Source organism: Caulobacter sp. 17J80-11 (assembly GCF_014349105.1).
GTDB lineage: Bacteria > Pseudomonadota > Alphaproteobacteria > Caulobacterales > Caulobacteraceae > 17J80-11.
This window is the reverse complement of record NZ_JACSJI010000029.1, coordinates 1-16,213: the sequence shown is the minus strand read 5'-3', so window position 1 is coordinate 16,213 and position 16,213 is coordinate 1. Positions and strand designations below refer to the sequence as shown.

The 16,213-nt window shown below is 69.0% G+C and carries 13 protein-coding genes; 7 read left to right on the top strand and 6 right to left on the bottom strand.

Annotation, left to right across the window (positions count from 1 at the left end; genetic code table 11):
- The 5 genes from H8B08_RS18865 to H8B08_RS18845 all read right to left on the bottom strand — a co-directional run.
- The coding region (locus tag H8B08_RS18865) for a hypothetical protein (protein ID WP_222934590.1) at positions 1–204 on the bottom strand (204 nt) is incomplete at its 3' end.
- Positions 205–303: 99 nt separating this feature from the next.
- Positions 304–612: a DUF1493 family protein gene (locus H8B08_RS18860; RefSeq protein ID WP_187451747.1), complete on the bottom strand. Its 309-nt coding sequence runs from the start codon at positions 610–612 to the stop codon at positions 304–306.
- Positions 609–815: a Trm112 family protein gene (locus H8B08_RS18855; protein ID WP_187451746.1), complete on the bottom strand. Its 207-nt coding sequence runs from the start codon at positions 813–815 to the stop codon at positions 609–611. The genes H8B08_RS18860 and H8B08_RS18855 overlap by 4 nt, the downstream gene beginning before the upstream one ends.
- 4 nt (positions 816–819) lie before the next feature.
- A complete protein-coding gene (locus H8B08_RS18850; protein WP_187451745.1) occupies positions 820–1,476 on the bottom strand; it encodes an LON peptidase substrate-binding domain-containing protein in 657 nt (218 codons plus the stop codon).
- A gap of 8 nt (positions 1,477–1,484) precedes the next feature.
- Positions 1,485–2,378 (bottom strand): co-chaperone YbbN, encoded by an 894-nt coding sequence (locus H8B08_RS18845; RefSeq protein ID WP_187451744.1) that lies wholly within the window; start codon positions 2,376–2,378, stop codon positions 1,485–1,487.
- 152 nt (positions 2,379–2,530) lie between these two features.
- On the opposite strand from H8B08_RS18845, the gene polA reads away from it, so the two are divergent.
- Positions 2,531–5,401 carry a DNA polymerase I gene (gene polA / locus H8B08_RS18840; protein WP_255500960.1) on the top strand — a complete coding sequence of 957 codons (2,871 nt, stop codon included), beginning with the start codon at positions 2,531–2,533 and terminating at the stop codon, positions 5,399–5,401.
- A gap of 43 nt (positions 5,402–5,444) precedes the next feature.
- On the opposite strand, the gene H8B08_RS18835 is transcribed toward polA, so the two are convergent.
- Positions 5,445–6,170, bottom strand: coding sequence for a TetR/AcrR family transcriptional regulator (locus H8B08_RS18835; protein WP_187451742.1), 726 nt, complete (start codon positions 6,168–6,170; stop codon positions 5,445–5,447).
- Between the two features lie 169 nt (positions 6,171–6,339).
- Between H8B08_RS18835 and H8B08_RS18830 the strand changes: the two genes are divergently transcribed.
- The 6 genes from H8B08_RS18830 to H8B08_RS18805 all read left to right on the top strand — a co-directional run.
- On the top strand, positions 6,340–8,571 hold the full coding sequence (locus H8B08_RS18830) for a TonB-dependent receptor (protein WP_187451741.1): 2,232 nt from the start codon (positions 6,340–6,342) through the stop codon (positions 8,569–8,571).
- Positions 8,572–8,655: 84 nt separating this feature from the next.
- On the top strand, positions 8,656–10,023 hold the full coding sequence (locus H8B08_RS18825) for an MFS transporter (protein WP_187451740.1): 1,368 nt from the start codon (positions 8,656–8,658) through the stop codon (positions 10,021–10,023).
- A gap of 165 nt (positions 10,024–10,188) precedes the next feature.
- Complete coding sequence (sucC, locus tag H8B08_RS18820) at positions 10,189–11,394, top strand: ADP-forming succinate--CoA ligase subunit beta (protein WP_187451739.1); 1,206 nt, start codon at positions 10,189–10,191, stop codon at positions 11,392–11,394.
- Positions 11,395–11,397: 3 nt separating this feature from the next.
- Positions 11,398–12,282 carry a succinate--CoA ligase subunit alpha gene (gene sucD, locus H8B08_RS18815; protein ID WP_187451738.1) on the top strand — a complete coding sequence of 295 codons (885 nt, stop codon included), beginning with the start codon at positions 11,398–11,400 and terminating at the stop codon, positions 12,280–12,282.
- A gap of 274 nt (positions 12,283–12,556) precedes the next feature.
- Positions 12,557–15,538 (top strand): 2-oxoglutarate dehydrogenase E1 component, encoded by a 2,982-nt coding sequence (locus H8B08_RS18810; protein WP_187451737.1) that lies wholly within the window; start codon positions 12,557–12,559, stop codon positions 15,536–15,538.
- 86 nt (positions 15,539–15,624) lie between these two features.
- The coding region (locus H8B08_RS18805; protein ID WP_304516294.1) for a biotin/lipoyl-containing protein at positions 15,625–16,213 on the top strand (589 nt) is incomplete at its 3' end.

Below are 16,213 nucleotides of genomic sequence, written 5' to 3'. Positions count from 1 at the left end.
GCCCCCCGCCGCGCCGCCGCCCGCGACCCAGCGGCACGCGTCGCGCCGCGCCTGATCCGGGGACTTGGGGTCGCAGAGCTGCGCCGCCGCGGCCGCCAGCGCCTCCTGGGCCGTCATCGGCTTGGCCGCCTGGGCGAAGGCCGCCGGCGGCAGGGCGAGCGCGCCTGCGAGCAGCCCCGCCAGAATCGGATGTTTCCCACGCATGCCCAGCCTCCCTGATCGGAAGCCGTCAGGGTCGCGCGCTCTCCGCCGCGCGCGAGGTGCTTGCGGTGAAGAGCGACGGGTCTGCGACGGGGGCCGGCCTCAGCGGCTGGGCCAGCGCCTGGTTTCGACCGCGTCCAGCAGGTCCGTCACCGTCAGGCTCTTGTAGGCCCGCAGACCGAACCATCCCAGGGCCGGCTTGCCCGCCTCCGGGGCGAACCGGCCCAGCTCCGCGCGCGAGACGTCGACGCCGAAGGCCTGGGCCATCCAGCGGGCCAGGTCCTCCAGGTCGTCGCCGTCGATCGCGAGGTCGGCGTAGACCTCGGTGTCGTCGGCGATCGGCTTGTCCTTCAGGAAGGTGAGTTCGCGCAGCTTGGCGACGACGCGCTCGCGCGCTTCGTCGCGGCTCACTCGTCCAGCTTCCGCGCCTCTTCGGGCAGCATGATCGGCACGCCGTCGCGGATCGGATAGGCCAGCTTGGCTCCGCGGCTGATCAGCTCGCCGCGGACGCGGTCGTATTCCAGCGTCCCGTGGGTGACCGGGCAGACGAGGATTTCCAGCAGGCGCGGATCGGGGCCGGGCGGGGCGGAGAACGGGTCGGTGTGTTCGCTCATGGACCTATTGTACCGCCGGCGGCGCGCCGTCGGAAGGATCGGCGGCGTCGATCTGCAGAAGGGCGGTCAGCGCCTTGCGGCGGTCGACCAGGCTGTCGGCCTCCAGCAGGGCCTGCTTCTCGGCCGGGTCGAAGGGCAGGGCCATGGACAGGCTGTTGACCAGCGCCTCTTCCGGCGCGGCCTCGGCCGTGGCCCAGTCGACGTCCAGCGCGCGTCGCGCCAGGTAGGCCTTGAGCGCTTCGAGGAAATGCTCGCGGTCGAAGGCGAAGTCCTCCGGCGAGGGCTTCAGGTCCTCGTGGAAGGGCTCGTAGTCGACCTGGACCTGGCGGTAGGGCGTCTGCACCGGCAGCTCGGCGATCACCCGGAACCGGGCGACCCCGGTCAGGGTGACCAGATAGCGGCCGTCGGAGGTCTCCGAGTAGGCGGTCACCCGGCCGATGCAGCCGATGTTGGCCAGGTCCGGGCGGGCCCGCTGGCCGCCGACGGTCTGGATCATGCCGATCACCCGCTCGCCGGCCATGGCGTCGTCGACCATGTTCAGATAGCGCGGCTCGAAGATGTTCAGCGGCAGCTGGCCGCGCGGCAGGAGCAGGGCTCCGTCGAGGGGGAACACCGGAATGACCTGGGGCAGGTCGGTGACCTTGACGTAACCCTGCGGCATGTCGGCTCCTAGCTGAACAGCAACGAGGACAGGCGGCGACGGCCGTTCTTGGCCACCTCCGAGGTCGGGCCGGCGGCGTCGAAGATCTTCAGCAGCTGCATGCGCGCCGCCTGATCGTTCCACTCGCGGTCGGCCTCCATGATCTTCATCAACTGGTCGACGGCGTCCTCGAGGCGCCCCTGGCCGGCCAGGGCGTTGGCCAGGTCGAAGCGGGCTTGGTGGTCGGCAGGGTTCGCCTGCAGGGCGCGCTCGAACTCGGCGGTCTCCGACGACCCCGAAGCCAGCTCCAAGGCGGCGCGCACGCCGGCGATGTCCGGGTCGTTCTTGGCCTCGGGCGGGGCCATGTCGAGGATCTGGGCGGCCTGGTCCGGCTCGCCGCTGGCCAGGGCGACACGGGCGTAGCCGGCGATCGCCTTGGCGTTCTGCGGATCCATCTGCAGCACCTGGGCGAAGCCCTGGGCCGCGCCGCCGAGGTCGCCGAGATTCAGCGACTCGGCCGCCTGCGACAGCAGCTCTTCGATCTCGGCCTTGTCGCCCGGCGTGCCGGTCAGCCGCTCGATGAAGCGTTTGATCTCGCTCTCGGGCACCGCGCCCATGAAGCCGTCCATCGGCTGGCCGTTGACGAAGCCGTAGACGGTCGGGATCGACTGCACGCGCAGCTGGCCGGCCACGCGCGGATTGCGGTCGACGTCGATCTTGACCAGCTTCACCGCGCCGCCGGCGGCCAGCACCGCCTTTTCCAGCGCCGGGGTCAGTTGCCGGCAGGGGCCGCACCAGGTGGCCCAGAAGTCGACGATCACCGGCTGCTTGCGCGATTCCTCGACGACGTCGGCCATGAAGGTCGCGTCGGAGCCTTCCTTGATCAGGTCGGCGGGCGAGGCGAGCGCGGTGTCTCCGTGCATGGGTGATCCTGTGGGATGCGCGTAGGGCCGGGCGGCCCCCGCGAGGCTTAAACGATTGCCGGCTAAAATGGTCGCAGCGCGACGCGGCCGCAACGTCGGTGGGCGAACGAGACGCGGTGACGATCCGCGCGACGCTCCTTATGTTGCCCGCCATGACCGATACGCTCTCGCCCGACGCCGTCGACACGGCCCCCGCCGCGCGCGACCTGACCCAGGACGGACCCAAGGTCCGCCTCTTCCTGGTCGACGGCTCCGGCTACATTTTCCGCGCCTACCACGCCCTGCCGCCGCTGACCCGCAAGACGGACGGCATGCCGGTCGGCGCGGTGGCCGGCTTCTGCAACATGCTGTGGAAACTGATCCGCGAGACGCAGAACGGCGAGGCGCCGACCCACCTGGCGGTGATCTTCGACGCCTCGGAGAAGACCTTCCGCAACGAGCTGTACGATCAGTACAAGGCCCACCGGCCGCCGCCGCCCGAGGACCTGATCCCGCAGTTCGCCCTGGTGCGCGAAGCGACGCGGGCCTTCGGCCTGCCGGCGCTGGAGCTGGGCGGCTACGAGGCCGACGACCTGATCGCCACCTACGCCTGCCAGGTCGAGGCCATGGGCGGCGAGGCGGTGATCATCTCATCCGACAAGGACCTGATGCAGCTGGTGACGCCCAAGGTGTCGCTGATGGATCCGGTCAAGAACGTGCTGATCCAGCGCGAGCAGGTGATCGAGAAGTTCGGCGTGCCGCCGGAGAAGATGGTCGACCTGCAGGCCCTGGTCGGCGACAGCGTCGACAACGTGCCCGGCGCCCCCGGCATCGGGGTGAAGACCGCCGCCCAGCTGCTGGCCGATTTCGGCGACCTCGACACCCTGCTGGCCTCCACCGCCCAGATCAAACAGCCGAAGCGGCGCGAGACCCTTGAGACCTTCGCCGACCAGATCCGCCTGTCGCGCGAACTGGTGAAGCTGACCTGCGACGCGCCGGTGCCCGCGCCGATCAGCGAGCTGGGCGTGCGCGATCCGGACCCGGCCGTGCTGTCGGCCTTCCTGGAGCATATGGAGTTCCGCACCCTGGCCCGCCGGGTCGGGGACGGCAAGGCGACGCCTCAGCCGGGCGCGCCGGCCTTCGGCGCGCCAGTGGCCAAGGCCCCGATCGCGGCGCGCGCCGAGGCGCCGGCCGCGCCGGCCCAGCCGCAGGCGTTCGACGTCAGTCAATACGAATGCGTCCAGTCGCTCGAGGCGCTGGACCGCTGGATCGCGCGGGCCTTCGAGGCCGGGGTGGTCGGCTTCGACACCGAGACCGACGCGCTGTCGGCGACCCACGCCAACCTCTGCGGCCTGTCCCTGGCGGTCGGCCCGAACCAGGCCTGTTACGTGCCGCTCGGCCACTGCGCCGAGGACGGCCTGGACCTGATGGGCATCAAGCTCGAGCAGATCGACTATGACGCGGCCATGGCCCGCCTGAAGCCGCTGCTGGAGAGCCCGGCGGTGCTGAAGGTCGGCCAGAACATCAAGTACGACCTGACGGTGATGGCCCGCTATGGCGTCGACGTCGCCCCGGTCGAAGACACCATGCTGATCTCCTACGTGCTGGAGGGCGGCCTGCACGGCCACGGCATGGACGAGCTGTCGGAGCTGTGGCTGGGCCACAAGCCGATCGAGTTCAAGACGGTCGCCGGCAAGAAGAGCTTCAAGCACGTCGAGCTGAAGCCGGCGACCTGCTACGCGGCCGAGGACGCCGACGTCACCCTGCGTCTGTGGCGGGTGCTGAAGCCCCGGCTGCAGCGCGAGGGCCTGACCACGGTCTACGAGACCCTGGAACGGCCGATGCCGGCGGTGCTGTCGGAAATGGAGCGCGCCGGGGTCAAGCTCGACCGCGAGCGCCTGCGCCTGCTCTCCAACGACTTCGGCCAACGCATGGGCGAGCTGGAGATCGAGGCCCACAAGCTGGCCGGCCGGCCGTTCAACCTGGGCAGCCCCAAGCAGATCGGCGACATCCTGTTCGGCGAGCTGGGACTGCCCGGCGGCAAGAAGACCGCCACCGGCGCCTGGGGCACCGACGCCTCGATCCTGGAGGAGCTGGCGCTCAGCCACGACCTGCCGCGCATCCTGCTGGACTGGCGCCAGCTGTCGAAGCTGAAGGGCACCTACACGGACGCGCTGGGCCAGGCGGCCGATCCGGACACCTCGCGGGTGCACACCAGCTATGCGCTGGCGTCGACCACGACCGGGCGTCTGTCGTCCTCCGACCCGAACCTGCAGAACATCCCGGTCCGCAACGAGATCGGGCGCAAGATCCGCGCCGCCTTCGTGGCCGAGCCGGGCCACGTGCTGATCAGCGCCGACTACAGCCAGATCGAGCTGCGCCTGCTGGCCCACATCGGCGACATCCCGCAGCTGAAGCGCGCCTTCGCCGCCGGCGTGGACATTCACGCGTCCACCGCCTCGGAGATGTTCGGGGTGCCGGTCGAGGGCATGCCGGCCGAGACCCGCCGGCGCGCCAAGGCGATCAACTTCGGCATCGTCTACGGCATCTCGGCCTTCGGCCTGGCTAACCAGCTGGGCATCCCGCAGGGCGAGGCCGGCGACTACATCAAGACCTACTTCGAGCGCTTCCCGGGCATCCGCGCCTACATGGACGAGCGCAAGGCCGAGATCCGCGAGCACGGCTTCGTCACCACCCTGTTCGGCCGCAAGGTCCACATCCCCGACATCCGCGCCAAGTCGGTCGGCCAGCGCCAGTTCGCCGAGCGGGCCGCGGTGAACGCGCCGATCCAGGGCACCGCCGCCGACATCATCCGCCGCGCCATGGTCCGCATGCCCCAAGCCCTGGCCGAGGCCGGGCTGAAGACGCGCATGCTGCTGCAGGTGCACGACGAACTGGTGTTCGAGGCGCCCGAGGCGGAAGCCGAAAAGGCGATCGCGGTGATCCGTCAGGTCATGCAGGGCGCGGCCGAGCCGGCCGTGTCGCTGTCGGTGCCGCTGGTCGTCGACGCCCGCGCCGCGGCCACCTGGGACGAGGCGCACTAAGCGCGAGTGCGAGGGGTGTCAGCGTGACGCCCCTCGTTCGGCCTTACGGCTTCGCGCACACCGCCCGGAAGCCCGCGCCGGCGAAGCGGACCATGTAGCTGAGCACCGAGTCCAGGTCGCCGGACCGGCACAGGCCGCCGGACAGGCGGTCCAGGCGCCCGGTCTCGCCCATGGACAGGGTCAGGGCGCCGGACAGGTTGTGGTAGGCCCAGAACAGGTCGGCCGGCTCGGCTTCCGGCAAGGCCTGCCGCACCAGTTCGATCAGACGGTAGACCACCGGGTCGAAATAGCGGGTCATGGCCTCGCCGCCCCAGAGCGGGTTGGCGTTGGTCTGCGAGACCAGGGCGCAATAGTGCTTCCAGCCCGGTCCGCCCTTGGCCGACAGCTCGAACACCGGCTTGACGAAGGCCTCGATCACGCCCTCCGGGGTCAGCGGCTCGCCGGCCGCCACGGCCGCAGCGGCGTAGGCGTTCATCGCCCGCATGCGGTCGCCGTTCATCACCTCGGCCCGGCGCAGGAAAACCGCGTCGAACAGGCCGCGCTTGGTGCCGAAGTAGTAATGCAGCAGGGCGGTGTCGACGCCGGCCTCGCGCGCCACCTCCCGGATGGTGACGCCGTAGAAGCCGTGCTTGGAGAACAGGTCCTCGGCCGCGTCCAGGATCAGCTCGCTGGTCTCGGCGGGACGCTCGGCCGCCGCCGCCTTGGGCGGGCGGCCCCGGCGGGCGGGGGCCTTTGCGGCCGTTTTCAGCGTGACGACGGTCTCGGACATGGCGCGCCTTCTAACGCGGATCGCCGGCGGGGGCGATGATCGGCCTGCCACACCTGCATTCGAAATTCATCTGTCGATGAACAAGGGTTTGACAAACCGCCTTCCCTAGCTTCACCGTACGCGGAAATCATTGATCGCTGAATAAAAGAGCGGTCGGGGGAGGGAACAAATGAAAGCTTTGTGGAAAGCCACGCTGCTGGCTGGCGTGGCCTACGGCGTGCTCGCTGCTCCTGCGTTCGCTCAGGACGCAGCGCCGAGCGACGACACCAGCGCGGTGGACGAGGTCATCGTCACCGCCCGTCGTCGCGAAGAAACCCTGAAGGACGTGCCGGTCGCGGTGACGCCCTACTCGGCCGAGAAGCTGGACCTGACCGGCGCTCGCGACATCACCGATCTGACCAAGACCACGCCGAGCATGACCATGCAGCCGGCGCGCGGGTCGAACTCCACCCTGATCGCCTTCATCCGCGGCGTCGGCCAGCAGGACCCGCTGTGGGGCTTCGAGCCGGGCGTGGGCCTGTACGTCGACGACGTCTACATCGCCCGCCCGCAGGGCGCGGTGCTGGACATCTTCGACATCCAGCGCATCGAAGTGCTGCGGGGGCCGCAGGGCACGCTGTACGGCCGCAACACCATCGGCGGCGCGGTCAAGTACGTCACCGATAAGATCGGTCCGGACGCCGAGCTGAAGCTGAAGGGCGCCTACGGCTCCTATAACCAGATCGACCTGATCGCGTCGGGCGAGGCGCGGCTCAGCGACGAGATCGGGATCAGCGGCGCGGTGGCCCGCTACACCCGCGACGGCTACGGCAAGAACCTCAACACCGGCGCCGAGCACTACAACAAGGACGTGACCGCGGCGCGCGCCACCATCGAGTTCACGCCGAACGACGACCTGTTCTTCCGCCTGTCGGGCGACATCACCCGCGACGACTCCAACCCGCGCCACGGCCATCGCCTGCTGGCCCCGAGCCCGTCGGACGTCTACGACACCTACGCCGGCTCCGGTGACGACAACCGGGTCGAGAACCGCGGCCTGTCGCTGCTCGGCGAGTGGCAGGTCAACGACAAGGTGACGCTGAAGTCGATCACCGCCTATCGCGCCGGTCAGACCGACGGCACGATCGACTTCGACAACACTGCGTCGCCGACCCTGGACATTCCGGCCCGTTACCGCGACCACCAGTTCACCCAGGAACTGCAGGTCCTGTACCAGGGCGAGCGCGCGCAAGGCGTCTTGGGCCTGTTCTACCTGAACGGCACCGCCTCGGGCGCCTTCGACACGGTCCTGGGCCTGGCGAACCTGACCATCGCCACCGCCGGTGAGGTCGACACCCGTTCGCTCGCCGCCTTCGGCGATTTCAGCTTCGACCTGACCGACAAGCTGTCGGTGTCGCTGGGGGGGCGCTGGACCCAGGACACCAAGGAAGGGTACGTCTACCGTCAGAATTTCACGGGCATCCGCAGCCCGCTGTTCGGTAACTCGGCCGCCATCCCCGGCCTGCTGCGCACCAATCCGGCCCTGTACGCCGGCCGCGAACTCGACTTCGAGGACTTCACCCCGCGCGTCAGCATCAGCTACGACTTCACCCCGCTGGTGACCGGCTACGCGTCCTATTCGCAGGGCTTCAAGTCCGGCGGCTTCGACATGCGCGGCGACGCCTACGTCTACGCGGCCACGGTCAACGGCTTCAAACCCGAGACGGTCGACACCTACGAGGTCGGCCTGAAGGGCTCGCTGTTCGACAACCGGGTGAACTTCGCCACGGCGCTGTTCAAGTCCGACTACAAGGACACGCAGATCACCACCCAGTACCCGGTGGGTCTTGCGATCGCCAGCGTGGTCGACAACGCCGGCGCCGCCACCATCCAGGGCTGGGAATTCGAAGGCTCGGCGCAACTGATGGACGGCCTGACGGCCAACCTGATGCTCAGCTACATCGACGCCGGCTTCGACGAGTTCCGGTCCTACATCCCGACCGGTCCGCTGAACTCGACCTGCCCGTCGCTGCCGGGTTGCGTGGTCGACGTCTCCGACAGCCGCGACATCCAGAACACTCCGGAATGGACCGGCGCGTTCAACCTCGCCTACCAGCGTGAGCTCGGCGACGGTCACGGCACGATCACCTTCACCCCGTCGGCAGCCTACCGCGGCGCTTCCCAGATGTTCGAGCTCGCGAACCCGATCCTCGACCAGGGTTCGTACTGGCTCTACGACGCCAGCCTGGTGTGGACGTCGGAAAGCGACAAGTACCGCCTGGGCCTGCACGGCAAGAACCTGTCCGACGAGCAGTATCGCGTGGGCGGCTACAACTTCCCGGGCGCGCTCTTCGGCAATTCGATCATCGGCTACTACGGAGCGCCGCGGACGGTCACGGCGACCTTCGAAGTGAAGTTCTGATCCGGTTCGGCTAACAATGACGGCGGCGGTTCGAGAGAGCCGCCGCCGTTTTCTTTTGTGCGTTCCGCTCCGGGGGGAGCCACCATGTCCGACGCCGTCCAGACCGGCTCCGTCACCGCCGTCGAGAAGGCCGACGCCGCGCCCAGCCAGGGCTACCGCCTGTGGGTGCTGTTCGTCCTGATCACGGTCTACACCCTCAACTTCCTCGACCGGCAGATCGTCGGCATCCTGGCCACCCCACTGAAGCAGGAGTTCGGCCTGAGCGACGCCCAGTTCGGTCTGCTGGGCGGCCTGGCCTTCGCCCTGCTGTACTCGACCCTCGCCATTCCGCTGGCCTGGCTGGCCGACCGGATCAGCCGGGTGTGGATCATGACCGTGGCGCTGGCCATGTGGAGCGGCTTCACCGCCGCCTGCGGCTTCGCCGGCAGCTTCGCCCAGCTGTTCCTGTGCCGCATGGGCGTGGGCGTCGGCGAGGCCGGCGGCGTGGCCCCGTCCTATTCGCTGATCTCCGACTATTTCCCGAAGTCGCAGCGGGCCCGCGCCCTGGCCGGCTACGCCTTCGGCATTCCGCTGGGCACCGCCGCCGGCACCCTGGTCGGCGGCCTGCTGGCCGCCCAGTACGGCTGGCGCACCGCCTTCATCACCGTGGGCCTGCTGGGCGTGCTGGTCGCCCCCCTGCTGCGCCTGACCGTGCGCGATCCCAAACGCGGCGGGCTGGACGCGCCGGCCCAACCGACGGACGGGGAAAAGCCCAAGGCTCCCGCCTTCCGCGACGTGCGCGAGACCCTGTTCCGCAAGCCCAGCTTCTGGCTGCTGTCGTTCGGCGCCGCCGCCTCGTCGGTGTGCGGCTACGGCGTGGCCCTGTGGCTGCCCTCGTTCTTCATGCGCAGCTTCGGCCTGACCCTGTCGCAGACCGCCTGGTACTACGCCGGCATCGCCCTGATCGGCGGCGTGATCGGTATCTGGCAGGGCGGCTCGCTGGCCGACCGCTTCGGCGCCAAGAGCCGCGGGGCTTATCCGCTGGTCCCGGCGATCGCCTTCCTGATCTCGGTGCCGTGCTTCGTGCTGGCCATGAACTCGGGCTGGCTGATCGGCCAGGTCATTCCAGGCGTCAGCGGCGACAGCTGGCAGGCCCTGGCGCTGGCCTTCGCCATATTCCTGATCCCGACCGGCCTGAACCTGGTGTGGCTGGGCCCGATCACCGCCGCGGTCCAGCACCTGGTGCCCGCGCCGATGCGCACGACGGCCTCGTCGCTGTTCCTGCTGATCAACAACCTGCTCGGCATCGCCGTGGGCATCTACTACTTCGGCTGGATGTCCGACCTGCTGCGGCCGTGGTTCGGCGAGGAGTCCCTGCGCTGGTCTATCTACACCGGCATGGGCTTCTACCTGCTGTCGTCCATGCTGCTGATCGCCGCCTCGCGGACGCTGAAGAAAGACTGGGTCGAGTGAGCCCCCGCGCTCCCGCTTCGGGAGCGCGGCCGTCGTTCTTGTCAAGCTGGGGCCTCTCGCGGTTGCACCTGCGAAGTCGCCTCTCTATAACCGCCCCCGCGTCGGGGCCGGGCCGCCCAGGTCCGGCCCTTGTCGCGCCTCCCCGACCGGTACCCACGGGCTCCCATGAACATCCACGAGCATCAAGCCAAAGCCGTCCTCGCTGAGTTCGGCGTCGCCGTTCCGCACGGCTACCCGGCCTTCTCCGTCAAGGAGGCCGTCGAGGCCGCCAAGAACCTCAAGGGCGACACCAAGGTGTTCGTCGTGAAGTCCCAGATCCACGCCGGCGGGCGCGGCAAGGGCAAGTTCGTGGGCCTGAAGCCCGACGCCAAGGGCGGCGTGCGGGTCGTCAAGTCGGTCGACGACGTGAAGGCCAGCGCCGAGGAAATGCTCGGCCGCGTCCTCGTCACCCACCAGACCGGCCCCAAGGGCAAGCAGGTGAACCGCCTCTACATCGAGGAAGGCGCCAACATCGCCCGCGAGCTGTACCTCAGCCTGCTGGTCGACCGTGAAACCTCGCGCGTGGCCGTCGTCGCCTCGACCGAAGGCGGCATGGACATCGAAGAGGTCGCCCACGCGACCCCGGAAAAGATCGTCACCTTCTCGATCGACCCGGCCACCGGCGTCATGCCGCACCACAGCCGCGCGCTGGCGAAGGCCCTGAACCTGAAGGGCGAACTGGCCAAGCAGGGCGCGACCCTGCTGGCCCAGCTCTACACGGCGTTCAACGCCAAAGACATGAGCATGCTGGAGATCAACCCGCTGATCGTCACGGCGGAGGACCAGCTGCGCGTGCTCGACGCCAAAGTCAGCTTCGATTCCAACGCCCTGTACCGCCACCCGGACATTCTCGCCCTTCGCGACCTCTCGGAAGAGGACGAGAAGGAGATCGAGGCCTCGAAGTACGACCTGTCGTACATCGCGCTGGACGGCGACATCGGCTGCATGGTCAACGGCGCCGGCCTGGCCATGGCGACCATGGACATCATCAAGCTGTACGGCGCCGAGCCGGCCAACTTCCTGGACGTCGGCGGCGGCGCCTCGAAGGAGAAGGTCACCGCGGCCTTCAAGATCATCACCGCCGATCCGGCCGTGAAGGGCATCCTGGTCAACATCTTCGGCGGCATCATGCGTTGCGACATCATCGCCGAAGGCGTGATCGCGGCGGTGAAGGACGTCGGCCTGAAGGTGCCGCTGGTGGTTCGCCTGGAAGGCACCAACGTCGACCTCGGCAAGCAGATCATCCGCGACAGCGGCCTCAACGTGATCCCGGCCGACGACCTGGCCGACGCCGCTCAGAAGATCGTTACCGCCGTGAAGGGGGCTGCGTAACCCATGTCCGTCCTCGTCACCAAAGACACCAAGGTCATCTGCCAGGGCATCACCGGCAGCCAGGGCACCTTCCACACCGAGCAGGCCATCGCCTACGGCACCAAGATGGTCGGCGGCGTGACCCCCGGCAAAGGCGGCCAGTCGCACCTGGGCCTGCCGGTGTTCGACACCGTCGCCGAGGCCCGCGCGGCCACCGGCGCGGACGCGACCGCCATCTACGTCCCGCCGCCGTTCGCCGCCGACTCGATCTGCGAAGCGATCGACGCCGAGATCCCGCTGATCGTCTGCATCACCGAGGGCATCCCGGTGATGGACATGGTCCGCGTGAAGCGCTCGCTGGCCGGCTCCAAGTCGCGCCTGATCGGTCCGAACTGCCCGGGCGTGCTGACGCCGGGCGAGTGCAAGATCGGCATCATGCCGGGCAACATCTTCAAGAAGGGCTCGGTCGGCGTCGTGTCGCGCTCCGGCACCCTGACCTATGAAGCCGTGTTCCAGACCTCGAACGCGGGCCTTGGCCAGACCACCGCGGTCGGCATCGGCGGCGACCCGGTCAAGGGCACCGAGTTCATCGACGTGCTGGAGATGTTCCTGGCCGACCCCGAGACCAAGTCGATCATCATGATCGGCGAGATCGGCGGCTCGGCTGAAGAGGAAGCCGCCCAGTTCCTGGCCGACGAGAAGAAGAAGGGCCGGTGGAAGCCGACCGTCGGCTTCATCGCCGGCCGCACCGCCCCTCCGGGCCGCCGCATGGGCCACGCCGGCGCGATCATCGCCGGCGGCAAGGGCGGCGCCGAGGACAAGATCGCGGCGATGGAAGCCGCGGGCATCAAAGTCTCTCCGTCGCCGGCGGCGCTGGGCGAGACCCTGATGTCGGTGCTGAAAGGCTGATCCGCGGAGCGCGGGCGCCGGCTCTCGGGTCGGAAGCCCGCGCCTCCTCCGGGCGTCCCCGCCTTGCGGGGACCCAGAGCGGACCGCTCGGAGGAGAGCTGCGGAAGGACGACGGCGGATCTCCGGATCCGCCGATGCTCTGGGTCCCCGCCATCGCGGGGACGCGTGGAGTCAGACCAAGGCCTCAAAGCCGCCGTCGCTTCGCCGCCCCGAACACACTATGTTGACGCTCGGCGGTTAGACGCCGAGCGGCGCGGCGTGAAGGTCAAGGGTCATGGCGGACGACTCCGGTCGGCTCAATCAAGTTTTCGCGGAAACCTCGTTCCTGTACGGGGGCAACGCCGCATACATCGAAGATCTGCACGAGCAGTGGGCGAAAGACCCCGGCTCGGTGGCGCCGGCCTGGCGCGCGTTCTTCGACCAGCTGCGCGACAATCCTGAAGCGGTGAAGCAGTCGGCCGCCGCCGGCGCCTGGGGCCGCGAGGTCGCCATCGCCCGCACCGAGACCCTGTCCGCCCTGGACGGCCTGTGGCCGGCGGTGGAAGCCAAGGCCGCCAAGGGCATCGCCGAGAAGAAGCCGGCCGGGGTCGCCGCCGCCAGCGCGGGCGACGTGCAGGCCGCCGCCCGCGACAGCGTGCGCGCGCTGATGCTGATCCGCGCCTTCCGCACCCGCGGCCACTTCGCCGCCCAACTGGACCCGCTGAACATCGAGCAGCCGGCCTCCAACCCGGAGCTGGACCCGGCCTTCTACGGCTTCTCCGACGCCGACCTCGACCGTTCGATTTACCTGGACGGCGTGCTGGGCATGGAGACCGGCACGCTGCGCGAGATCCTGGCCATCCTGCGCCGGACCTACTGCGGCCACCTGGGCGTGCAGTTCATGCACATCCCCGATCCGGCCGAGAAGGCCTGGATCCAGGAGCGCATCGAGGGCCGCGACAAGGAGATCACCTTCACCAAGGAAGGCAAGGTCGCCATCCTCAAGAAGCTGATCGAGGCCGAAACCTTCGAGCGCTTCCTGCACAAGCGCTTCCCCGGCACCAAGCGCTTCGGCCTGGACGGCGGCGAAGCCATGGTCCCGGCCATGGAGCAGGTGATCAAGCGCGGCGGCGCGCTCGGCGTCGACGAGATCGTGCTGGGCATGGCCCACCGCGGCCGCCTGAACATGCTGGCGGCGGTGATGGGCAAGCCCTACCGCACCATCTTCCACGAGTTCCAGGGCGGCAGCTCGGTGCCTTCGGACATCGAGGGCTCGGGCGACGTGAAGTACCACATGGGCGCCTCGTCGGACCGCAAGTTCGACGGCAAGTCCGTGCACCTGTCGCTGACCGCCAACCCCTCGCACCTCGAGATCGTCAATCCGGTGGTGCTGGGCAAGTCGCGCGCCAAGCAGCAGTTCGACATCCGTGAATCGGGCGTGGTCTACGGCCCGAACGACACGCCGGACCGCTCGAAGGTCGTGCCGCTGCTGATCCATGGCGACGCCGCCTTCGCCGGCCAGGGCGTGGTGGCCGAGTGCTTCGCCCTGATGGGCCTGAAGGGCTACCGCACCGGCGGCACCCTGCACTTCGTCATCAACAACCAGATCGGCTTCACCACCAGCCCGCGCAACTCGCGCTCCTCGCCGTATCCGTCGGACGTGGCCCTGATGGTCGCCGCGCCGATCTTCCACGTGAACGGCGACGATCCGGAAGCGGTGGTGTTCGCCGCCAAGGTGGCCACCGAGTTCCGCCAGCAGTTCGCCAAGGACGTGGTGGTGGACATGTTCTGCTACCGCCGCTTCGGCCACAACGAAGGCGACGACCCGACCTTCACCCAGCCCCTGATGTACGCCCGCATCAAGGACCAGCCGTCGACCCGCGAGATCTACGCCAAGCGCCTGGTCGGCGAAGGCGTGGTCACGCAGGCCGAAGTCGACGCCTGGGTGACCGAGTTCGAGACCTTCCTCGACGCGGAAATGACGGCCGGCAAGACCTTCAAGGCCAGCAAGGCCGACTGGCTGGACGGCCAGTGGAAGGGCCTGGGCCTGCCCGAGAGCGACGAGCGTCGCGGCGAGACCGCCGTGCCGATGGCGCGCCTGAAGGACATCGGGACCAAGCTGACCACCATCCCGGCCAGCGTGAACATCCACCGCACGCTGAAGCGGGTGATCGACAACCGCGCCGAGGCGATCCAGTCCGGCAAGGACGTCGACTGGGCGCTGGCCGAGCACCTGGCCTTCGGCACCCTGGTCGACGAAGGCTTCCCGGTTCGCCTGTCCGGTCAGGACAGCGTGCGCGGCACCTTCAGCCAGCGCCACTCGGGCATCATCGATCAGACCACCGAAGAGCGGTACATCCCGCTCAACAACATCCGTCCCGGCCAGGCCGTCTACGAGGTCATCGACTCGGCCCTCTCGGAGGAGGCGGTGCTGGGCTTCGAGTACGGCTACTCGCTGGCCGACCCGAACACCCTGGTGCTGTGGGAAGGCCAGTTCGGCGACTTCGTGAACGGCGCCCAGGTGGTGATCGACCAGTTCATCTCGTCGGGCGAACGCAAGTGGCTGCGCATGTCCGGCCTGACCATGCTGCTGCCGCACGGCTACGAGGGCCAGGGGCCGGAGCACTCCTCCGCTCGCCTGGAGCGCTTCCTGCAGTCCTGCGCCGAGGACAATATGCAGGTCGCCAACTGCACGACGCCGGCGAACTACTTCCACATCCTGCGCCGCCAGATCCACCGGCCGTTCCGCAAGCCGCTGGTGATCATGACGCCGAAGTCGCTGCTGCGTCACAAGAAGGCGGTCTCGACCCTGGCCGACATGGCGGAGGGCTCGTCCTTCCACCGCGTGCTGCACGACGACGCCCAGACCCGTCCGGACGTCGCCGGCGTCAAGCTGGTCGGCGACGACAAGATCCGCCGCGTCGTCCTGTGCTCCGGCAAGGTCTATTACGACCTGCTGGAGGACCGGGAGAAGCGCGGGATCAACGACGTCTACCTGATGCGTCTCGAGCAGTTCTATCCGTGGCCGATGAAGTCGCTGATGACCGAGCTGGGCCGCTTCAAGAACGCCGAACTGGTCTGGTGCCAGGAAGAGCCGAAGAACATGGGCGGCTGGACCTTCGTCGACCCGTGGCTGGAGCTGACCCTGGAGCGCATGAGCGTGAAGTCCAAGCGCGCCCGCTACGTCGGCCGCCCGGCCTCGGCGGCCACCGCCGCCGGCCTGATGAGCCGTCACCTCAAAGAACTCGAAACCTTCCTCAACGAGGCCTTCGCCTGACCTTGAGATGCTCGCGCCCTTTGCTGGGCGCGGGCGTCGGGTTTAAGAAGCCTTCGCGACTTTTCCTCCCCGGAGCCTGATTGAAAATGGCCGACATCCTCACCCCCGCGCTCGGCGAGTCCGTCACGGAGGCGACCATCGCCCGCTGGACCAAGAAGCCGGGCGACGCGGTGAAGAAGGACGAGGTGCTGGTCGAGCTGGAGACCGACAAGGTCTCGCTCGAAGTCGCCGCGCCCGCCGACGGCGTGCTGGCCGAGATCCTGACCCCGGAAGGCGCCAACGTCGTCCCGGGCACGGTGCTGGGCCGCGTGACCGAAGGCGCCGCCGGCGCCAAGGCCGCCCCGGCCGCTGCTGCGGCTCCCGCCGCCGCGCCGGCTCCGGCCGCCTCGGGCGGTTCGGTCGTCGAGATCAAGGTGCCGGTGATGGGCGAGTCCGTCGCCGAGGGCTCCATCGGCCGCTGGTCCAAGAAGGCCGGCGACGCGGTGAAAAAGGACGAAGTCCTGGTCGAGATCGAGACCGACAAGGTCGCCGTGGAAGTGGCCGCGCCGGCCGACGGCGTGCTGGCCGAGATCAGCGCCCCGGAAGGCGCGACCGTCACGCCGGGCCAGGTGATCGGCAAGGTCGCCGCCGGCGCGGGCGCCGCCGCCGCCGCTCCGGCCGCCGCGGCTCCGGCTC

Excerpts from the sequence above, each read along its gene's own strand:
- H8B08_RS18855 (WP_187451746.1), bottom strand. The coding sequence starts at position 815 with ATGAGCGAACACACCGACCCGTTCTCCGCCCCGCCCGGCCCCGATCCG.
- H8B08_RS18850 (WP_187451745.1), bottom strand. The coding sequence starts at position 1,476 with ATGCCGCAGGGTTACGTCAAGGTCACCGACCTGCCCCAGGTCATTCCG.
- H8B08_RS18845 (WP_187451744.1), bottom strand. The coding sequence starts at position 2,378 with ATGCACGGAGACACCGCGCTCGCCTCGCCCGCCGACCTGATCAAGGAA.
- polA (WP_255500960.1), top strand. The coding sequence starts at position 2,531 with ATGACCGATACGCTCTCGCCCGACGCCGTCGACACGGCCCCCGCCGCG.
- H8B08_RS18835 (WP_187451742.1), bottom strand. The coding sequence starts at position 6,170 with ATGTCCGAGACCGTCGTCACGCTGAAAACGGCCGCAAAGGCCCCCGCC.
- H8B08_RS18830 (WP_187451741.1), top strand. The coding sequence starts at position 6,340 with ATGAAAGCTTTGTGGAAAGCCACGCTGCTGGCTGGCGTGGCCTACGGC.
- H8B08_RS18825 (WP_187451740.1), top strand. The coding sequence starts at position 8,656 with ATGTCCGACGCCGTCCAGACCGGCTCCGTCACCGCCGTCGAGAAGGCC.
- sucC (WP_187451739.1), top strand. The coding sequence starts at position 10,189 with ATGAACATCCACGAGCATCAAGCCAAAGCCGTCCTCGCTGAGTTCGGC.
- sucD (WP_187451738.1), top strand. The coding sequence starts at position 11,398 with ATGTCCGTCCTCGTCACCAAAGACACCAAGGTCATCTGCCAGGGCATC.
- H8B08_RS18810 (WP_187451737.1), top strand. The coding sequence starts at position 12,557 with ATGGCGGACGACTCCGGTCGGCTCAATCAAGTTTTCGCGGAAACCTCG.